Source organism: Flavobacterium aquidurense (assembly GCF_002217195.1).
GTDB lineage: Bacteria > Bacteroidota > Bacteroidia > Flavobacteriales > Flavobacteriaceae > Flavobacterium > Flavobacterium frigidimaris.
The window spans coordinates 123235-142726 of the sequence record NZ_MUGR01000014.1 but is presented as its reverse complement, the minus strand read 5'-3'; the positions used below and the strand labels follow the sequence as shown (position 1 = coordinate 142726).

19 protein-coding genes are annotated in these 19492 nt (G+C 35.1%); 15 read left to right on the top strand and 4 right to left on the bottom strand.

Annotation, left to right across the window (positions count from 1 at the left end):
* Nucleotides 1-106: 106 nt before the first annotated feature.
* The 4 genes from B0A67_RS07790 to B0A67_RS07775 are packed head-to-tail and all read left to right on the top strand — an operon-like array spanning nucleotide 107 to nucleotide 5292.
* A complete protein-coding gene (locus B0A67_RS07790; RefSeq protein WP_072957259.1) occupies nucleotides 107-1636 on the top strand; it encodes a carbon-nitrogen hydrolase family protein in 1530 nt (509 codons plus the stop codon).
* Nucleotides 1633-1980, top strand: a complete 348-nt coding sequence (locus tag B0A67_RS07785; protein ID WP_072957263.1) for a hypothetical protein — start codon at nucleotides 1633-1635, stop codon at nucleotides 1978-1980. The genes B0A67_RS07790 and B0A67_RS07785 overlap by 4 nt, the downstream gene beginning before the upstream one ends.
* Nucleotides 1981-1992: 12 nt before the next feature.
* On the top strand, nucleotides 1993-4386 hold the full coding sequence (locus tag B0A67_RS07780) for a M28 family peptidase (RefSeq protein WP_084074491.1): 2394 nt from the start codon (nucleotides 1993-1995) through the stop codon (nucleotides 4384-4386).
* A gap of 39 nt (nucleotides 4387-4425) precedes the next feature.
* Nucleotides 4426-5292 (top strand): tetratricopeptide repeat protein, encoded by an 867-nt coding sequence (locus B0A67_RS07775; protein WP_072957266.1) that lies wholly within the window; start codon nucleotides 4426-4428, stop codon nucleotides 5290-5292.
* A gap of 45 nt (nucleotides 5293-5337) precedes the next feature.
* On the opposite strand, the gene B0A67_RS07770 is transcribed toward B0A67_RS07775, so the two are convergent.
* Nucleotides 5338-5733: a rhodanese-like domain-containing protein gene (locus B0A67_RS07770; RefSeq protein WP_072957269.1), complete on the bottom strand. Its 396-nt coding sequence runs from the start codon at nucleotides 5731-5733 to the stop codon at nucleotides 5338-5340.
* Nucleotides 5734-5877: 144 nt separating this feature from the next.
* Between B0A67_RS07770 and B0A67_RS07765 the strand changes: the two genes are divergently transcribed.
* The 9 genes from B0A67_RS07765 (at nucleotide 5878) to B0A67_RS07725 (ending at nucleotide 15231) form a co-directional block, all read left to right on the top strand.
* Nucleotides 5878-6780, top strand: a complete 903-nt coding sequence (locus tag B0A67_RS07765; protein WP_072957272.1) for a LysR family transcriptional regulator — start codon at nucleotides 5878-5880, stop codon at nucleotides 6778-6780.
* A 161-nt stretch (nucleotides 6781-6941) separates the two neighbouring features.
* On the top strand, nucleotides 6942-7766 hold the full coding sequence (locus B0A67_RS07760; RefSeq protein ID WP_072957275.1) for an SDR family oxidoreductase: 825 nt from the start codon (nucleotides 6942-6944) through the stop codon (nucleotides 7764-7766).
* A 202-nt stretch (nucleotides 7767-7968) separates the two neighbouring features.
* Nucleotides 7969-8445, top strand: coding sequence for a methylated-DNA--[protein]-cysteine S-methyltransferase (locus tag B0A67_RS07755; protein ID WP_072957278.1), 477 nt, complete (start codon nucleotides 7969-7971; stop codon nucleotides 8443-8445).
* 129 nt (nucleotides 8446-8574) lie between these two features.
* Nucleotides 8575-9288: a 3'-5' exonuclease gene (locus tag B0A67_RS07750; RefSeq protein ID WP_072957281.1), complete on the top strand. Its 714-nt coding sequence runs from the start codon at nucleotides 8575-8577 to the stop codon at nucleotides 9286-9288.
* A 68-nt stretch (nucleotides 9289-9356) separates the two neighbouring features.
* The gene (locus tag B0A67_RS07745) at nucleotides 9357-10430 is read left to right on the top strand and encodes a winged helix DNA-binding domain-containing protein (RefSeq protein ID WP_072957284.1); all 1074 of its coding nucleotides are present in this window, start codon (nucleotides 9357-9359) and stop codon (nucleotides 10428-10430) included.
* A 111-nt stretch (nucleotides 10431-10541) separates the two neighbouring features.
* Nucleotides 10542-11981, top strand: a complete 1440-nt coding sequence (locus tag B0A67_RS07740) for a nucleoside recognition domain-containing protein (RefSeq protein ID WP_072957286.1) — start codon at nucleotides 10542-10544, stop codon at nucleotides 11979-11981.
* 168 nt (nucleotides 11982-12149) lie between these two features.
* Complete coding sequence (gene tnpA, locus B0A67_RS07735; RefSeq protein WP_072957289.1) at nucleotides 12150-12611, top strand: IS200/IS605 family transposase; 462 nt, start codon at nucleotides 12150-12152, stop codon at nucleotides 12609-12611.
* A gap of 215 nt (nucleotides 12612-12826) precedes the next feature.
* Complete coding sequence (locus B0A67_RS07730) at nucleotides 12827-13555, top strand: hypothetical protein (RefSeq protein WP_072957293.1); 729 nt, start codon at nucleotides 12827-12829, stop codon at nucleotides 13553-13555.
* Between the two features lie 71 nt (nucleotides 13556-13626).
* Complete coding sequence (locus B0A67_RS07725) at nucleotides 13627-15231, top strand: fumarate hydratase (protein ID WP_072957296.1); 1605 nt, start codon at nucleotides 13627-13629, stop codon at nucleotides 15229-15231.
* 133 nt (nucleotides 15232-15364) lie between these two features.
* Here B0A67_RS07725 and B0A67_RS07720 read toward each other — a convergent pair whose 3' ends face one another.
* Complete coding sequence (locus B0A67_RS07720; RefSeq protein WP_072957300.1) at nucleotides 15365-15859, bottom strand: PAS domain-containing protein; 495 nt, start codon at nucleotides 15857-15859, stop codon at nucleotides 15365-15367.
* A gap of 101 nt (nucleotides 15860-15960) precedes the next feature.
* Nucleotides 15961-17043 carry a DNA polymerase IV gene (dinB, locus tag B0A67_RS07715; RefSeq protein WP_072957303.1) on the bottom strand — a complete coding sequence of 361 codons (1083 nt, stop codon included), beginning with the start codon at nucleotides 17041-17043 and terminating at the stop codon, nucleotides 15961-15963.
* 252 nt (nucleotides 17044-17295) lie between these two features.
* Between dinB and B0A67_RS07710 the strand changes: the two genes are divergently transcribed.
* Nucleotides 17296-18030, top strand: coding sequence for a metallophosphoesterase family protein (locus B0A67_RS07710; RefSeq protein ID WP_072957305.1), 735 nt, complete (start codon nucleotides 17296-17298; stop codon nucleotides 18028-18030).
* 46 nt (nucleotides 18031-18076) lie between these two features.
* Nucleotides 18077-18595: a DUF6646 family protein gene (locus B0A67_RS07705; RefSeq protein ID WP_072957309.1), complete on the top strand. Its 519-nt coding sequence runs from the start codon at nucleotides 18077-18079 to the stop codon at nucleotides 18593-18595.
* 137 nt (nucleotides 18596-18732) lie between these two features.
* Here B0A67_RS07705 and B0A67_RS07700 read toward each other — a convergent pair whose 3' ends face one another.
* Nucleotides 18733-19386, bottom strand: a complete 654-nt coding sequence (locus B0A67_RS07700) for a CoA transferase subunit B (protein WP_072957312.1) — start codon at nucleotides 19384-19386, stop codon at nucleotides 18733-18735.
* Nucleotides 19387-19492: the final 106 nt, after the last annotated feature.

Here is a 19492-nt window from a genome sequence, read left to right as displayed (position 1 = left end):
ACTGCAAAAGTTATTCGGTTATCAACTACTTACTTTCGGTTGTAATTATTTGTAAACGTTTGTAAATGGATTTTTTTTTTGTATTTTTAACACAAATCATACTACAATGCAAACAAAAATTAATAAAGTTGAATTACGAAATCTAGAAATTGAAGATTACAAACAATTGAAAAACTCAATGATTGAGTCGTATCCGGAAATGGCCAATTCATATTGGAAAGAAAAAGATATCGAAAAATTACTTTCTATATTTCCCGAAGGCCAATTGGTGATTTTAGTAGATGAAAAAGTTGTAGGATCTGCTCTGTCTCTGATAGTAGATGAAAAATTAGTTGACAAAAGACATAATTACAAACAAATTATTGGCGATTATACTTTCTCAACCCACAATCCAAATGGAGAAATATTATACGGTATCGATGTTTTTATTCATCCCAATTATCGCGGTTTACGTTTGGGACGTCGTTTGTATGATGCCCGAAAAGAATTATGCGAACAATTGAACTTAAAAGCTATTGTTTTCGCAGGAAGAATTCCAAATTACAACCAGCATTCTAAAAAGCTCACACCAAAGAATTACATAGATAAAGTAAAACATAAAGAATTACATGATCCTGTACTGTCGTTTCAGCTGAGTAATGATTTTCACGTTTTAAGGATCATCAAAAACTATCTTGAAGGCGATGAGGAATCAAAGGAATTCGCTGTTCTCTTAGAATGGAATAATGTTTATTATGACGAAAGCCCCAAACTTATTAATCTCGAAAAAAGTGTTATTCGCTTGGGATTGGTTCAATGGCAAATGCGTCAGTTAAACAATCTGGAAGAGTTTTTTGAGCAGGCAGAATTTTTTATAGATGTTGTTTCAGGTTATGGAAGTGATTTTGCCTTGTTTCCCGAGCTTTTTATTGCGCCGTTAATGGCAGATTACAATCATTTATCTGAAGCCGAAGCCATTCGTGAGCTTGCCCGATATTCTGATCCTATCAGAAAGCGTTTTCAGGAATTTGCTATTTCATACAACATCAATATTATTACCGGAAGTATGCCGCTTTTAGACAATGGCAATCTGTATAATGTTGGTTTTTTATGCAAAAGAGACGGAACTTCAGAAATGTATACCAAAATTCACGTTACTCCAAACGAAGTACAGCATTGGGGTATGAAAGGCGGATCTCAGTTTAAGACGTTTGATACGGATTGCGGTAAAATTGGGATTTTAATTTGTTATGATGTCGAATTTCCGGAACTCTCCAGAATAATGTCTGACGAAGGAATGAATATTTTGTTTGTACCGTTTCTAACAGATACACAAAATGCTTATACGCGTGTCAAACACTGTTCACAGGCACGCGCCATCGAAAATGAATGTTATGTAGCCATAGCAGGTTGTGTTGGTAATTTGCCAAAAGTGAATAATATGGACATTCAGTATGCACAAGCTTCTGTATTTACGCCTTCAGACTTTGCTTTTCCAAGTAATGGTATAAAAGCGGAGGCAACTCCAAATACCGAAATGACGTTAATCGTTGATGTCGATCTTAATTTACTAAAAGAACTTCACGAGCATGGAAGTGTTCGCATCTTAAAAGACAGACGAAATGATCTCTATGAAATTAAAAAACTGGAACCATGAAAACATGCCTCGAATGCTCCGAAAAAATAGTAGGCAGAGAAGACAAAAAGTTTTGTTCAGACAGCTGTCGAAATGCCTACAATAACAAAATAAACAAGGATAGTACTAATTTCATGCGCAATGTAAACAACAAATTAAGAAAAAATTACCGTATTTTGTCTGAACTTAACATGGATGGAAAATCTAAAGCAACCCGGGAAAAAATGATAAACAAAGGCTTTGATTTCGATTTCTTTACCAATATCTTGCAGACCAAAACAGGAAATACCTACTATTTTCTGTATGATCAAGGATATCGCTCTTTGGACAATGATTATTTTATGCTTGTTAAAAAAGAAATATAGTACGCACAAATCATGAAAAAAAATCCCACCTCAATTCTAGCCGTAGTATGCATTTTAGCAATTCTTGGTATTATTTATGCCTCGATGATGCCCCAATGGATTTCGAAAGATGAAGAAGCGCTTGCAGAATTTTCTACAGAAAGAGCCCTAAATCAAGTCGAAATTATTGCTCAAAAACCGCATTATGTCGGCTCAACCAATCATGAACTTGTAGCCAATTATCTTAAACTGGAACTCAATCGAATTGGATTAGAAACTTCTATTCAGGAAGGTTTTACTCTTAATGACAAAGGACTTTTAGTAAAATCTAAAAATATTCTGGCCCGTATAAAAGGGACCAATAATACAAAAGCGTTATTATTATTGTCGCATTATGATAGTGCGCCGCATTCGTTTTCTAAAGGTGCAAGTGATGACGCCTCAGGAGTAGCGACTATTCTGGAAGGAATTCGCGCTTTTTTATACGCCAAGCAGCCGCATAAAAACGATATTATCATTCTTTTTTCTGATGCCGAAGAATTAGGTCTAAATGGTGCTGCTCTTTTTGTCAACGAGCATCCCTGGGCAAAAGACGTTGGTTTGGTCATTAACTTTGAAGCAAGAGGTTCATCAGGACCAAGTTATATGCTGATGGAAACCAATAAAGGAAACGAAGCGCTTGTAAAAGAATTTGCCAATGCAAAAGCTAAATATCCGGTTTCGAATTCGTTAATGTACAGTATTTACAAAATGCTTCCCAACGATACCGATCTTACAGTTTTTAGAGAACAAGGCAAGATTCAGGGATTTAATTTTGCGTTTATAGACGGGCATTACAATTACCACACCCAGCAAGACGATGTACAGCATTTAAGCAAAACCACACTGGCACATCAGGGAACGTACCTGATGCCTTTATTAAAATACTTTTCGAATGCTGATTTAACTTCAACAGATTCAACTGAAGACCATGTTTATTTCAGTGTTCCGTTTTCCTTCATCAGCTATCCTTTTTCTTGGGTTATACCAATGACTATAGTTGCTTTGGGTTTATTGATTCTTTTTGTTTTTATAGGAAAAGCGAAGCGTGTCATTACGTTCAGGGAAATTTTCAGAGGATTTGTTCCGCTTTTGGGATCACTTGTTGTTTCAGGGTTAGTTACTTTTTTAGGCTGGAAAATCCTGCTGCAAATCTATCCGCAATATTCAGATCTTCTTAATGGCTTTACTTATAATGGTCACGCCTACATTGGCGCCTTTGTAACATTAAGTATTGCAATCTCTTTTGCTTTTTACCACCATTTTTCAGAAGCAAAGATCACAATGAACCATTTTGTAGCTCCATTGCTGCTTTGGATTATCATAAACGCGTTTCTGGCAAATAGCCTGACTGGCGCCGGTTTCCTGATCATTCCGGTTTATTTTGGAGTGCTTCTTTTTGGAATTTTTGTCATCACACAACACTATAGCTTAGGCTTAAACCTTTTATTTTGCATTCCTGCCCTAGCCATTATAGCCCCTTTTATCTTAATGTTCCCTATTGGACTAGGATTAAAAATTCTCTTTGGAAGTGCAATTCTAACCGTTTTACTTTTTGGATTATTACTTCCCGTATTTGGGGATTTCTTCAAAAAAGGAGTCTGGACTATGTTCTTTTTTGCAGTATCTATTGGATTTTTTATTTACGCAGGTTATCATTCGGGATACCAAAAAGGAGAAGCCAAATCAAACAGTTTATTATATGTGTATAACGCCAATACAAATTCTGCCGTCTGGACTACTTATGACGTTAATTTAGACGAGTGGACGAAAAGTTATTTAGGAGAAAAAAATCAAAAAGCTGTTGGCTTAAATGCGCTTCCATTGACGAGTAAATACAATTCAGGCTTTACCTATAGTGCAATTGCACCTGTCGTTGAGCTTGCAAAACCAACTATTGCATTTTTGAAAGACAGTACTGTTGGTAATAACCGATATCTGAAAATTAAAATAACGCCTAACCGAAAGGTAAACCGTTATGATATTTATGCCAATCCTAAAATGACTTTTTTCAATTTTAAAGCTAATGGTGTTTCCACTTCCGATCAAAAAGGAAATCGTCTGGAACGGGATGGCTCAAAAATCCTGTGTTATTATGTCGTTGCCAACGAACCTCTTGTCATGGATTTTTACATCAATAAATCATCTATTTTTGATATGGATCTAATTGAAAGTTCTTTTGACTTAATGACAAATCCCTTACTAAAAATAAAACCAAGAAGCGACTGGATGATGCCAACTCCTTTTGTTTTAAACGATGCTGTATTAATTCAGCAAAAGATAAAAAGATACACGGCACCTGTAGCTGTTCCGGCAGCCGCAACAGTAGTAAAAGACAGCACGCTGATTGCAAAAGACAGTTTAAAACAAGTTGTCAGACCTGAATAATTAACATTTCTTAAATAACCCGATTCTAACCAAACCATTATGAAGAAATTATTCCTGCTTTTTGCCCTTGTAGGCTGTTACAATGCAAATAGTCAAACTTTAGAAGAAAAAATAGCGGCGAAAGCGTGTAGCTGCTTACAGAAAAGTAAAGAAATAAACGAAGAGATATATAGAAACTGTCTGACTAATTCTATGTCAGAAGTGGTATTGAATGATAAAGATGCTAAAGTAAGAGAAGGAATCAGTACTGTAGAAGGAATCAAGAGCCTTCTACAGAAATCGGATGCCACTATTGGTAAAACCTGCCCTGATTTAGTACCAAAAGCCTCTGAAAACAAGTCGGATATTTATTATAGCGACTCTAAAAACAAAGAAGCACAAAACGCGTATCAGACTGCAAAAGGTTTTATGCGCAACAAAAATTACAAATCAGCCATTGAAAATTTTCAAATTGCCTTAAAACAAGATCCGAATTTTGTTTTGGCGCTCGATGACATGGCAGTTTGTTACAGACAATTAGAGGATTATGACAATGCGGTTAAATATTATAAAAAGTCACTGGACATTTATCCTGAAGGCGAATTTGCTTTAATGAACATTGGTGTGGCTTATACTTTAAAATCTGATTTTAACAGCGCTGTATCGTATTATGAAAAACTAATACACTATCAGCCTGATAATGCTGAAGGGTATTTTGGAGCCGGAAAAAGCTATTTTGCCCTAAATAATGATGAAAAAGCGCTAAATGATATTTTTATTGCCCACAGAATCTATACTGCTGACAAATCAGACTATACAAAAGATACCGAAATAATAATGAGCGCTATTTATCAAAAAATGGTAAAAGAAAACAAGGAAGATATCTTTAAAAAAATTGCAGCCGAAAATAATATTGCAATCGAATAAATGGAATCAAAGGGCAAAAGCTATTCTAAAGTTTGCCCTTTTTGTTTAACAGGCACATTCAGTCTTCAAACCTGCTTTTATTCCGTTTGTTCCTTCAGTGGCATAACCGTCGAACTTCCACCACTCGATTCCGCCCATTAATTCTTTTACTTTAAATCCTAATTTTGCCATATTCAATGCTCCTCTTGTCGAAGCATTACAACCAATTCCGTCGCAATACGTTACATACAAAACCGCTGTATCCAGGTGTTTTGTACTGTCAATCGTCATTTCACGATGCGGTATATTAATTGCGGTCGGGATATGCTCAGCTTCAAAACCAAAAGCTTTTCTGGCGTCAATAACGACTATTTTTTCTCCGTTATTCAAAGCATCAAACAAATCAGAAGGATCCATTTCGAATGCCAATTTATTTTCGTAATATTTAATTTGTGCTTCCATTTTATACTTTTTATATTTTTAGTTTTTCAAAAGTAATGCAACAGCCTTTTCTATAAAAACGAAAAGAATTCATCTGTTTGATTACTTTTTTTCATAGAAAAACCATTCTAAAATTTTGTTCCTTTGCATCTAAACTCCCAAGAAATGGAAATACGTCATTTACGATTAATAAAAGCAATTGTCGAAGAAGGAAGTATCACCAAAGCAATTGACAAATTGCATTTGACGCAATCAGCCTTGAGCCACCAGCTCAAAGAAGCCGAATACCAATTGGGAACTGCCATTTTCCTGCGAACAAACAAAAAGCTGGTTTTGACTAAGGCTGGCGAAAAAATATACGAACTCGCAAATGAGATTCTGGATAAACTCTCAGCAACTGAATCTCAAATCAAGCAAATGGTATATGGCGAACATGGCGAAATCAGAATTAGTACTGAATGTTTTTCGAGTTATCACTGGCTTCCCCCGGTTTTAAAACAATTCCACCTTTTGTATCCTAATGTAGACTTAAAAATTGTTACAGAAGCAACCCATATTCCACTGCAAAAACTATTAGAAAATGTAATTGATATTGCGATTATCAGCGATCAGATCAAAGACAACAACATCAAATATATTGAGCTTTTTCAGGACGAAGTTGTGATGGCCGTTTCTGAAAATCATGCCTGGGGGAACAAAAAATACGTTGTTGCCGAAGATTTTATCAACGAACATTTATTGATTCACTCCCTCCCGATGGAAACGGTGACCATTCATCAGTTTATTTTAGCTCCGGCAAAAGTTACTCCAAAAAAAGTCACTCCGTTGCCATTGACCGAAGCTTCTCTCGAAATGGTTAAAGCAGATATGGGCGTAATGTCGATGGCAAAATGGGCATTGTTGCCACATTTAAAAAACAATCCAATTAAGGCCATTAAAATTGGAAAAAACGGATTGAAAAGGAAACACTTTATTGCCATTCGCGAAAATCAGAAATACCCGGATTACTTTTATCACTTTATTACCTTTTTACAAAACGAAATCAATCTGCAATGGAATATTCAATAAGATTTTCTTTTGATATACGAATTAATCTCGCAAAGTCGCGAAGACGCAAAGCTTAAATGAATAGTAAATTTGAATAGTTTCCAGCTAAAGCTGAAGGCAATTCAAAAAACACTTTGAACCTTTGTAACTTTGCGCCTCTGAACCTTTGAACCTCAAAAAAAATGAAAAAAATAAGCATTTTAGGCTGCGGCTGGCTGGGTTTACCTTTAGCGAAAACCCTTATCAAAAAAGGACATTCAGTAAACGGATCTACAACTTCTGAAAACAAACTTTCGATTTTAGAAAATATTGGAATAAATCCTTTTTTGGTAACACTTGAAAGCGAAAGAGCTTCAGAAAGTATAATTGATTTCCTTAATAATAGCGAAATCCTAATCATTGATATTCCGCCAAAATTGCGAGGAAATAATGCTGATTTATCTGATCCTTCACGAAAGATATTTGTGGAGAAGATTCAGAATTTAATTCCATTTATAGAAAAATCAACGATAAAAAAAGTACTTTTTGTAAGTTCAACTTCAGTTTACGGAGATGAAAACGAATTAATTACTGAAGAAACGATTCCGAATCCGGAAACTGAAAGCGGCAAACAATTGCTTTTAGCAGAAGCCGTTTTACAAAACAATCAAAACTTCGAAACCACTATTTTGCGCTTTGGCGGATTAATTGGTGAAGACCGTCATCCTGTAAAATTCCTGGCCGGAAAAGAAAACCTCGAAAACCCGGATGCTCCCGTAAACTTAATTCATCAAAATGATTGTATTTCAATCATCGAAGAAATCATCAATCAATCAAAATGGAATGACGTTTTTAATGCTGTTGCTCCTTTTCATCCCACAAGACAAGAATATTACACGCAAAAAGCAATAGATCATAATTTGAGTTTGCCAAAATTCAACAATGAAGAGTCAAATATCAAGAAGGTTATTTCAAGTAAAAAAATTGAAAACAGTTTAGGTTATCAATTTAGTTTAGAAAATTACTAAAATTCTACAATGTCAGGCTGAGCGAAGTCGAAGCCCATCAAAATTCATAAGCCTTAGACTTCGTTCAGGGTGACAATCAGTCAAAAGAAAAATCTCTGTGATAAAAACCAAAACTTAAATTTACTTATATAACTTACATGGTTTAAAAAACTTTGCGAACTTTACGTAAACCCTTTGCATCTTTGCGGTTAAATTAAAAACTATGGAAACAGTCTATATCAATTCGCCTTTAGGAATCACCAAAATTGTTGGAGATAAAGAGGGTGTTGCTGTAATTTCAGTTTCAGATGTCGGTACAAGTGACGTTTCTACAGAAATTCCGGAAGTCTTAAAAGATGCTGTTTCGCAGCTTCAGGAGTATTTTGATAAAAAGAGAACCCATTTCGATTTTAAACTAAATCCAAAAGGAACTGAATTTCAGCAAAAAGTATGGAAATCACTTCTGGAAATTCCATACGGAAAAACCATAAGTTATATGGACCAGACTAAAAAACTGGGCGATATAAAAGCAATTCGTGCCGTAGCATCGGCAAATGGCAAAAATCCGTTATGGATTGTAGTTCCCTGTCATCGCGTTATTGGTACAAATGGTTCCTTAACAGGTTACGCTGGTGGTTTATCCCGTAAAAAATGGCTAATCGAACACGAAAATCCAACTACACAACAGAGTTTGTTTTAAAAACACAAATTTTACAGATTTGTACCAATTAAAATTATAGCTTTATATTTACAAAAAGTAAGTATGTGTAATTGTTTTATTCAAAGTAATCTGTACCAATTCGTGTAATTCGTGTTAAACCAAACAACTATGATTGAAAAAATAAACCTTAATAACATTCTGTTTCTGGATATAGAAACGGTTCCGGAAGAAGAGAACTTTAATTCGCTTGACGCAGAAATGCAGTCGCTTTGGGATCATAAAACGCAATACCAAAGAAAAGAGGAGTTTACGCCGGAAGAATTTTATGATCGTGCCGGAATTTGGGCTGAATTTGGAAAAATTGTCTGCATTTCGGTTGGATACTTTACTATCAAAGGTGACATCAGGAATTTCAGGGTAACATCGTTTTTTGGCGATGAAAAAAAGATTCTAAAAGACTTTAATAATTTATTAAACAATCACTTCAATCAGCCTCAACATCTTTTGTGTGGTCATAATGCTAAGGAATTTGATATTCCGTTTATTGCGCGACGTATGATTATCAATCAGATTGCGATTCCGGACAAACTGAACTTATTTGGGAAAAAACCCTGGGAAATTGCACATTTAGATACTTTAGAATTATGGAAATTTGGTGATTACAAACATTTTACTTCTTTAAAATTACTGACTAAAATTCTTGGCGTTCCCTCTCCAAAAGGAGATATTGACGGAAGTCAGGTTGGTCATGTTTTTTATGTTGAGAAAGATATTGACCGAATTGTAACTTATTGTGAAAAAGATACTATTGCTGTAGCGCAGATTTTCCTGCGTTTACGCCGTGAAGATCTATTGATTGATGAAGAGATTATTCATGTTTAATTATTAGGTACAAAGCTGCAAAGGAACAAAGCTGCAAAGCTTACATAAAGACTAAAATGTTTTACTAAATGACACATCAGGAAATATCTCATTATCGTCTTGTTTCTCAAAAGTTATACAAAACAAGTAAAAGTTCTCCACAGGAAATTGTGCATCATCTTGGTGCCATGCAGGCTCAGGATTATGCAATGGCAAAATGGGCGATTGGTTCAAGATGTGACGCTACTGAAGCGGCAATCGAAGAAACCATTAATTCTGCGAAAATCATTCGGACGCATATTCTTAGACCCACCTGGCATTTTGTTTCTGCAGATGATATTTACTGGATGTTGGATCTTTCTGCACCACAAGTCAAAAGATTTACTGCTTCTGCCGCTAAAAAATATGGTTATGATGCCAAAAAATTAGATCAGACTAATATGGCTATCGAAAAATTGTTATCAGGAAACAATCATCTCACACGCGATGAAATCATGCAGGAACTCAATATCAAAAAAACGTCGAGTGATGATTTTTTAAGTGCCGCCATAATGATGAATGCAGAATTGGACGGGCTGGTTTGTAATGGAAAAATGAAGGGCAAACAAATTACTTATTCCTTACTTGAGGAAAGAGTTGCTAAACCCAAAAACAAATTAACAAAAGAAGAAGCACTTGCAAAATTAGCCAAACGTTACTTCGAAAGCCACGGCCCTGCTACACTTCCTGACTTTTCGTGGTGGTCCGGTTTTTCTCCAACTACCTGCAAGATAGCCGTTAACGCAATTGAATTGCAATTGAATTCGGTTGAAATTGATAATCAGGTCTATTGGTTTGGAAAAGCGATTTCTGATGTAACCAACTTCCGCGAAAGCGTACACTTTCTTCCCGCTTTTGATGAGATTTTAATTTCATACAAAACCCGCGAAGCTTCTATTTTATCAGAACATCAGGCTAAAGCGTTTACCAATAATGGAATTTTCAAACCCATTATTCTCGAAAATGGAAAAGTTATAGGTACGTGGAAACGAACAATCAAAAAAGATCATGCAAAAATAGAAACACAATTTTTTGATATAACGGAAAACGAAAAAAAGACAGCTCTTTTTGAAGGCATTCAATCTTTTGAAAACTACCTGGGAACAAAAATTATTATTGAATAATTTGGTTTTTCACAAAATCAATGATGTTTCAACTCAATACTTGTGGTTTCATCAATAAAATCTTTGTGCATTTTATCGTTAAATAATTACATTTACAAAAAAAACAGAGTTATGGTATTAAGTCGATTTTGGTTAGTCATTTTTATTTCTTCAATTGTTTTTATTGTGGTCAGTTTATTTACTGCCAACACTTATACTATTGATTCGGTAATAAATGGGAAGAAAGACGATCCTATTTTAGTCTCTGAAAAATACATTCATGAACTTCCTGCTTTTATTAAAGACAGTATTAAAAAAGCACCAAATCAAACCATGATTATCAATCGTGACACGCTTAATGCTGATAGTACTTATGTTTACAAAAATAAAACTGTCAAAATTTTCAGCGGCCTTCAAAAATCCGATGGTTTATTACCAACCTGCAAAAGTACTTTAGTCGATTTGATCTTACCGCTTATTGCCTATCTGGCTTTTTTCTGTGGATTGATGGAACTTTTAATCATTTCAGGTGCATCCGGAAAATTAGCTAAAGTACTGAGTCCGGTATTTGTAAAGGTTTTTCCGAGTATTCCTAAAAATCATCCGTCTATATCCTACATGACATTAAACTTTGCAGCTAATTTTCTGGGATTAGATTCTGCTGCAACTCCATTTGGACTTAAAGCCATGGAGAGTTTACAGGAAATAAATCCTGACAAAGACAAAGCTAGTGATGCCCAAATCATGTTTATGTGTCTTCACGCTTCTGGTCTGACTTTAATTGCAACTTCGATTATTGGCTATCGCGCAGCCGCTAATGCCACCAATCCTGCTGATGTGATGCTTCCGTGTATTATTACCTCTTTCATTGGTACTATTGCAGCATTTTTGATTGTGGGAATTAAACAAAAAATCAATTTCAAAAGCGCTTCTCTTGTCATCGTCTTAATGGGATTAATTGCAGCCATTGTTGGTTTATTGATGTATGTAAATCATCTGGATTTAATTGGTAAAAACTACTTTACTTCTAACCTTTCCGGATTAATCTTAATTGGAATTATTGGTTTTACATTGGTTTTCTCCTTTAAACATGAAAAAAAATTCTCTGATGCCAATACTACTGTTTTTGAGACATTTGTAGTGGGAGCAAACAACGGAGTTAAAACCGGTGTCACTATTTTTCCTTATGTATTAGGAATGTTAGTGGCTATTTCTCTATTCAGAAACAGCGGTTTATTTGAAATTATTAGCGACGCAATTGCATTTGTTTTTTCGAATATGGGTGTAAGTAAAGAAATTACGAATGCATTACCGGTAGCCATGCTTCGCCCTTTTAGTTCTGCAGGATCCCGCGGATTTTTAATTGATTCTATGAATACATTCGGAGCAGATTCTTTAACAGCAAGACTAAGCAGTATTTTTCAGTGTAGCGCCGAAAGTACTTTTTATGTAATCGCCGTTTATTTTGGTTCTGTGAATATCAAAAATACCCGTTATGCTTTAGGCACAATGCTTTTGGTAGATTTAATATGTGTTATTACCGCGATTTTTGTGGCGACTTGGTTTTTTTAAATCATTATGATTTATTCCGGATTTTATCTAAACTGGACTGAAGTCCAGCCCTACAATATAGGGCGAGCCTACGACTCTTTTTTTAGGAGTTCCTGATGAACAATTTAATATTTGTAAGAATATTTTGTAATATTGTTGCGAATTTAAATCGTTACCAACAAATACAAAATGTCAAATACTTATCATCAAGTTTATATTCAGGCTGTTTTTGCAGTAAAATATAGAGAAGCAATTATTACAAGTGACTGCAAATCAAAAATACTAAGTGTCATTGGAAATTTAATAAATGAAACGGGTTGCAAAACCTTAATTGTAAATGGGACTGAAGATCATGTTCACTGTCTTTTAAGCCTTAAGCCAACAATTTCTATTTCGGAATTAATGAAAATTGTAAAAGGGAAATCATCAAAATTTATAAATGATCATCAATTAACAAAACATAAATTCGAATGGCAAGAAGGGTATGGTGCTTTTTCCTACAGCAAATTCCACATTGATGCTGTATATAAATATATTGCTAATCAAGAGGAGCATCATAAAAGAGAAAATTTTAAAGATGAATATATTTCTTTATTAAATAAATTTAATGTCAAATTCGATGAAAAATATATTTTTGAAAAATTACTATAATTTTATTTAAACCGGATCTTTATCTAAACTGGACTGAAGTCCAGCCCTACAATATGGGTCGAGCCTATGGCTCTTTTTTTAAAGTTCCGGAGGAACGATTTATATTGTAGGGCCGGATTTTAATCCGGTTTAAAAATAGGGAATCGCGCTATTTTAATCCGTTTTAAAAATAAAAACCAATTCAATTCGTTGAATTAATAAAATACCACAAATTAATGAAACCACAATACCTTTTTATCGCATGCCTTTTAATTGGTTGTCAAAAACCAAAACCAGCCGATCAGCCAATTGCTGCAACTCCGCAAACTCAAACAGAATCAATTGCAGCTAAAGAAAGTTTCTTAAAAACAGATACTATCTCTATTGCTGATTATGGAGAAACATCAAAAGATAATTATATTTTGGCCTATCTTTTAGATCAGAAAGCAGATAAAGACAGCATTGTAACGTCAAAATACTTACTTGATTTCTATCAGAATAAAACAAAAACTACCTCTTCAAAAATCACCATAAAAGGAACCGACAAAGGATCTGAATGGAGTGCCATTTACGGATTGGGTACAGAAAATGCAAAAAGTTCTCCCTTTGTTCAGGTTAGTTTTGGATATCCGGCTTGCGGTTACAATCAAAACCATTATTTGTATTATTTAAAAAACAGTGATATACAATTGGTTTATGATTGGTATACGATGTCTGATAGCGGTTGGGGAAGTTGGGTCGAATTCGAAAATCCTTCTGCGAAAGCCAATCCTGAATCATTCTACTGCAAAACAGTTTCTTTTGTACCGGATGATAACGATGAAAATATGGGAATGGTTACACATTCAGATTCAATTGTTTTTCGTTTAAACGGAGATCATTATAAAAAACAATTGCTTTCTGCAAAAGACAAAACTTATTTTGAGAAAAAAATGAGTTTTGATGACTTTCACAAACAAGAATAAACACTTTAAAACATCGCTTATTCAAATTCTTTCTTAGGTAAATAATTTCTAACTTTGTAAAAAACAAAGCAATGATTGATTTTATATACCAAGACCCTTATCCTATTTTAAAGGATGAAACACAGTACCGCAAAATTACTTCTGATTTTGTGAAAGTAGAACAATTTGGAGAACGTGAAGTTCTTACTGTTGATCCAAAAGGTTTAGAATTACTGGCTGAAGAAGCCCTGACAGATGTTTCGTTTATGCTAAGAACAACGCATTTACAGAAGCTTCGCAAAATTCTTGACGATCCTGAAGCTACAGATAACGACCGTTTCGTAGCTTATAATTTATTGCAAAATGCTTCTGTTGCTGCCGAAGGTCAATTGCCAAGCTGCCAGGATACAGGAACAGCAATCGTAATGGCAAAAAAAGGAGAAAGCATCTTTACGGGTGTTGATGATGCAGAATGGCTGAGCAGAGGAATTTTCAACACGTACCAAAAACGTAATCTGCGTTACTCGCAAATTGTTCCGATTTCGATGTTTGAAGAAAAAAATTCAGGATCAAATCTTCCGGCACAAATTGATATTTATGCTAAAAAAGGAACTTCGTATGAATTTTTATTCATGGCAAAAGGTGGCGGATCTGCGAATAAGACCTACTTATACCAACAAACAAAATCATTATTGAATGAAAAATCAATGGATGCTTTTGTTCGCGCAAAAATAAAAGACTTAGGAACTTCAGCTTGTCCTCCTTACCATTTAGCTTTAGTAATTGGGGGAACTTCTGCAGAAGCCAACTTAAGCGCTGTTAAAAAAGCATCTGCAGGATACTATGACCATCTGCCTACTTCAGGAAACATGGCCGGTCAGGCTTTCCGTGATATCGAATGGGAGCAAAAAGTGCAGCAAATTTGCCAGGAAAGTGCTATTGGCGCTCAGTTTGGCGGAAAATATTTTACGCATGACGTTCGTGTTATTCGTTTGCCACGTCACGCGGCTTCTTGTCCGGTTGGATTAGGAGTTTCTTGTTCTGCTGATAGAAACATTAAAGGAAAAATAACTAAAGACGGAATTTTCGTTGAACAATTAGAAGTAAATCCAAAACAATTTTTACCGGAAACAGCGCCACATTTAGAAGCTCCGGTTGAAATTGACTTAGATCAGCCAATGGCAGAAATTTTAGCTAAATTATCTCAATATCCAATTAAAACTCGTTTAAAACTAAACGGAACTGTAATTGTTGCCCGTGATATTGCACATGCAAAAATCAAAGAATTACTGGAAGCGGGTAAACCAATGCCGGAATACTTTAAAAATCACCCGGTTTATTATGCGGGACCTGCAAAAACTCCGGAAGGAATGGCTTCTGGAAGTTTTGGGCCAACCACTGCCGGACGTATGGACGTTTATGTGGATGAATTCCAGAAACACGGCGGAAGTATGATTATGCTGGCAAAAGGAAACCGTACCAAACAAGTAACAGATGCGTGTAACAAATACGGCGGATTCTATTTGGGTTCAATTGGTGGTCCAGCGGCTATTTTAGCGCAAGACAATATCCTGAAAGTTGAAGTTGTTGACTTCGAAGAATTAGGAATGGAAGCGGTTCGTAAAATTACCGTTAAAGATTTCCCTGCTTTTATTATTACAGATGATAAAGGAAATGATTTCTTTGAAAACTTATAAATACTATAGCCACAAAGGCACTAAGGCGCAAAGATTATTTTCTTTGCGCCTTTTTTATATAGTAAATATGAGAATAAAAAACTTTGTGTCTTTGTGACTTCGTGGCAAAATCAATATACTTTGCGGTTAAATTTCACGCAACTTCCTTCTCGAAAGCAATAAAGTGAGTCAATTCTCCTTTTAAGTTAAAAACCGGAACGCCATTAATTTTACACTTATAAGTTCGGCCATCTTTTCTGTAATTTTCGATTGTTTTTTCAAAAGGAATTTGCAATTTGATTGCCGCTCTGATTTCTTTCAAAACAACTTTAGAAGTTTCCGGTCCCTGAAACATTTTAGGCGTTTTTCCCAAGACTTCGTCTTCTTTGTATCCTGTCATCCGTTTTATCCGGTTTGAGGCGAAAACAATCTTTAAATCAAGATCTGTCACTACTACAACTTCATCCTTAATTCGTTTTTCTATCTGAAGATTTTTTTCATTCCATGTAAACTGATTCGAAATCTTATTTACTTTTTTCAGATCAGCAAAAATAGCTTTGAGTTCATTTAGATATTCATAATGAAAATCCCATGCTAAAATAGGAACTGAATTACGATGTGAAACATCATCTAGATTCGCTTTTTTCATTTCAAATTATTTAATGATATAAAAATCTTTTGACTCAAAGATAGAACGAAAATTCATCATAAAACAAAAAACATTTCTATTTAACGATTGTTTAATATTGATTAAAAGGCAAATTTTAATTGCACAATAACTGCTTTCTTCTCTTCTGTATTCAGGTTATTCAGAGAAATCCCCAGTAATCGAACCGAATCTTTCATCCGTTCCTGATACAACAATTCTTCTACTGTTTCGAGAATCAGGCTTTTATCCGAAATAAAATAAGGCAATGTTTTACTTCGTGTCTGCTGGGAAAAATCACTATACTTAATTTTAAGCGTAACCGTTTTGCCCGAAATATTATGCTTTTTTAGTCGTTTTTCTAATGAAACTGCAATTTTATCAAGCTGCTCCAGCATAAAAATTTCAGAAGATAAATTGATATCAAAGGTATGTTCTGCCGCAACTGATTTAGTAATACGATGGGATTTTACTTCGCTATTATGAATTCCGCGAACTACATTGTAATAAAAAGCCCCGGATTTTCCAAAATGCTTTTCCAGAAATTCAATCGATTTGCTTTTAAGATCAGTTCCAGTAAAAATTCCCAATTGGTACATTTTTTCAGTCGTGACCTTTCCAACTCCATAAAACTTCCTAATCGGCAATTCTTCTAAAAATGCTTCTACTTCATCCGGATTTACCGTTTTTTGTCCGTTTGGCTTATTGACATCGCTGGCAATTTTAGCCACAAATTTATTGATTGAAATTCCCGCTGAAGCTGAGATTCCAACCTCATTCAAAATTCTTAATCTGATTTCCTCAGCCAATAAACTGGCACTTGGGTTTCCTTTTTTGTTTTGGGTTACGTCCAGATAAGCTTCATCGAGCGAAAGCGGCTCGACCAAATCAGTATAATCATGAAAGATTGCATGAATTTTGCCAGAAATTTCTTTGTACCGATCAAAACGCGGACGCACAAAAATAATTTCAGGACAGTATTTTTTAGCCAAAACACCACTAATCGCACTTCTCACGCCAAATTTCCTGGCTTCGTAACTGGCTGCAGAAACTACTCCTCTATTCTCTGAACCGCCAACAGCAACAGGTTTTCCGCGTAAAGCAGGATTGTCCATTTGCTCTACGGAGGCATAAAAAGCATCCATATCAATATGGATAATTTTTCGATATACAGGCGTTTCAGACATGCTACAAATTTAAACAGGAAAGCATGAATGTGAGATGAAAATAATCATAAATTATCATCGAAATAATTACAATGAGAGACAAAAATATTTTAAAAAAATCGCCACGAATTATACGAATGTCAACAAATTACAATTCCTTAGACTTCCTTATAACCTGTCTATTCTTTAATATACTGGCGAAAGATTCTCAACTTAATGTTCACAAACAAATCATTTTCTTTATTTTTGTCTTTCTACACGAAATAATAAAAAATGCGAACATTTGTTATAGGCGACATACACGGCGGACTACTCGCACTTGAACAAGTGATGAAAAAAGCCCAGGTTACAACTGACGATACTCTTATATTTTTAGGTGATTATGTTGATGGATGGAGCCAGTCTCCGCAAGTAATTGATTATTTGATAGATCTTAAAAGCAAGCAAAATTGCATTTGTATCAGAGGAAATCATGATGATTTATTATTGTCCTGGTTTAAAAATAAAACTGAAGAAATTGATGAAACTTTGTGGTTCAAACACGGTGGAGAAGCGACGGTTTTAGCCTATGAAAAAGTAAGCGAAGAAAAGAAACAAGTTCATATTGCTTTTTTAGAAACTTTAGAAGATTATCACCTGGACAATGAAAACCGACTCTTTGTTCATGCCGGCTTCACCAATTTAAATGGCGTAAAATATGAGTTTTTCTCAAAATTATTTTACTGGGACAGAACACTTTGGGAAATGGCACTTTCATTAGATCCCAATCTCAAAACAGAAGATTTGTTTTACCCAAAACGTTTTACGGTATACAAAGAGATTTTTATAGGTCATACTCCGGTAACGCGAATTGGAAAAACAGTTCCGGTACAAAAGGCCTGTATCTGGAATGTAGATACTGGTGCCGCATTCAAAGGCCCCTTGACAATTATGAACGTCGAGACCAAGGAATTCTGGCAAAGTGATCCGTTGAACGAATTGTATTCTACTGAAAAAGGTAGGAATTAATCCGTAAAAGGTTATTTTTGCACTTTAAAAATTAAAATTTAAGTTTATGAAAAAGGTAATTACACTTTTGTTTTTAGTATCATTTGGATTCACACAAGCTCAAGAAGCTTTTAAAGGAAAAGGAGATGTTAAGGTTAACGTTGGTGCTAACATACAAGATGGTGGTTCGGGAATTCAGGGTTCTGTTGATTTCGGTTTAGGAGAAAACTTCTCTTTTGGTTTTGTTGCCAATTACTTATTGGGTGTAGATGACTACACCTTTTATAATAGTTCAATATCAACAACAAGAACACCCGATTTTGGTGATCGTTTTGATGCGAAAGCAAGAATTAATGCTAATTTAAGCAGTGTTATTGGTGTTAAGGAATTAGACGTTTACCCAGGTTTAAGTTTAGGATTACATAATTTTGGTGGTCATGTTGGCGGTCGTTATTTCTTTACTGACGGATTTGGTGTTTTCACTGAAATTGGTTTCCCTATTGCAAAATACGGCAGTAATAATGGTGTTTTTGATCACTTGAACAACCAGACTACTTTTAGCTTAGGAGCTTCTTTTAATTTGTAAAAAAAGACTTTTGCCACAAAGACACTAAGCCGCAAAGAAATTATAAAAAGTATAAAAAACAAAAACCGCCAAATTAGGCGGTTTTGTTTTTTAAAAACTTTGTGTCTTTGAGTCTTTGTGCCGTAAATACTTTGGTACTAAATAGCCATTTCAGGAATATCTCCTTCAATAATCAAATCAGCTTCTGTCGAAGCGATGATATGTTCTACAGAAACGCCTGGCGCGCGCTCTAAGAGCTTAAAACCCTTTTCTGTTACTTCGAGCACTGCGAGCTCAGTTACAACTTTTTTAACACACCCTACGCCTGTTAGTGGCAAAGTACATTTTTTTAGAATTTTAGATTCCCCTGCTTTGTTCACGTGCATCATGGCTACGATGATATTTTCGGCAGAAGCCACCAAATCCATTGCGCCTCCCATTCCTTTTACCATTTTACCGGGAATCTTCCAGTTGGCAATATCTCCGTTCTCTGAAACTTCCATCGCACCTAAAATCGTCAAGTCTACTTTCTGGCTTCGGATCATTCCGAAACTAAAAGCCGAATCGAAAAAACTGGCTCCGGGAAGTGTTGTAATCGTTTGTTTTCCTGCATTGATAATATCAGCATCTTCCTCTCCCGCAAAAGGAAATGGTCCCATGCCAAGAACTCCGTTTTCACTCTGAAACTCAACCGCAATATCTTCCCTGACATAATTCGCCACCAAAGTCGGAATGCCGATTCCTAAGTTTACAAAATACCTGTCTTTTACTTCTTTCGCAATTCGTTTTGCAATATCTTCTTTTGTTAACATAAACTGAATGTGTCATTTTTTTTTTAATGTGCCAATTAGTCAATTTGATAATTAGATGATGCTATACTTTGCGCAATCTATTAATTATCTCATTATCACATTTTCT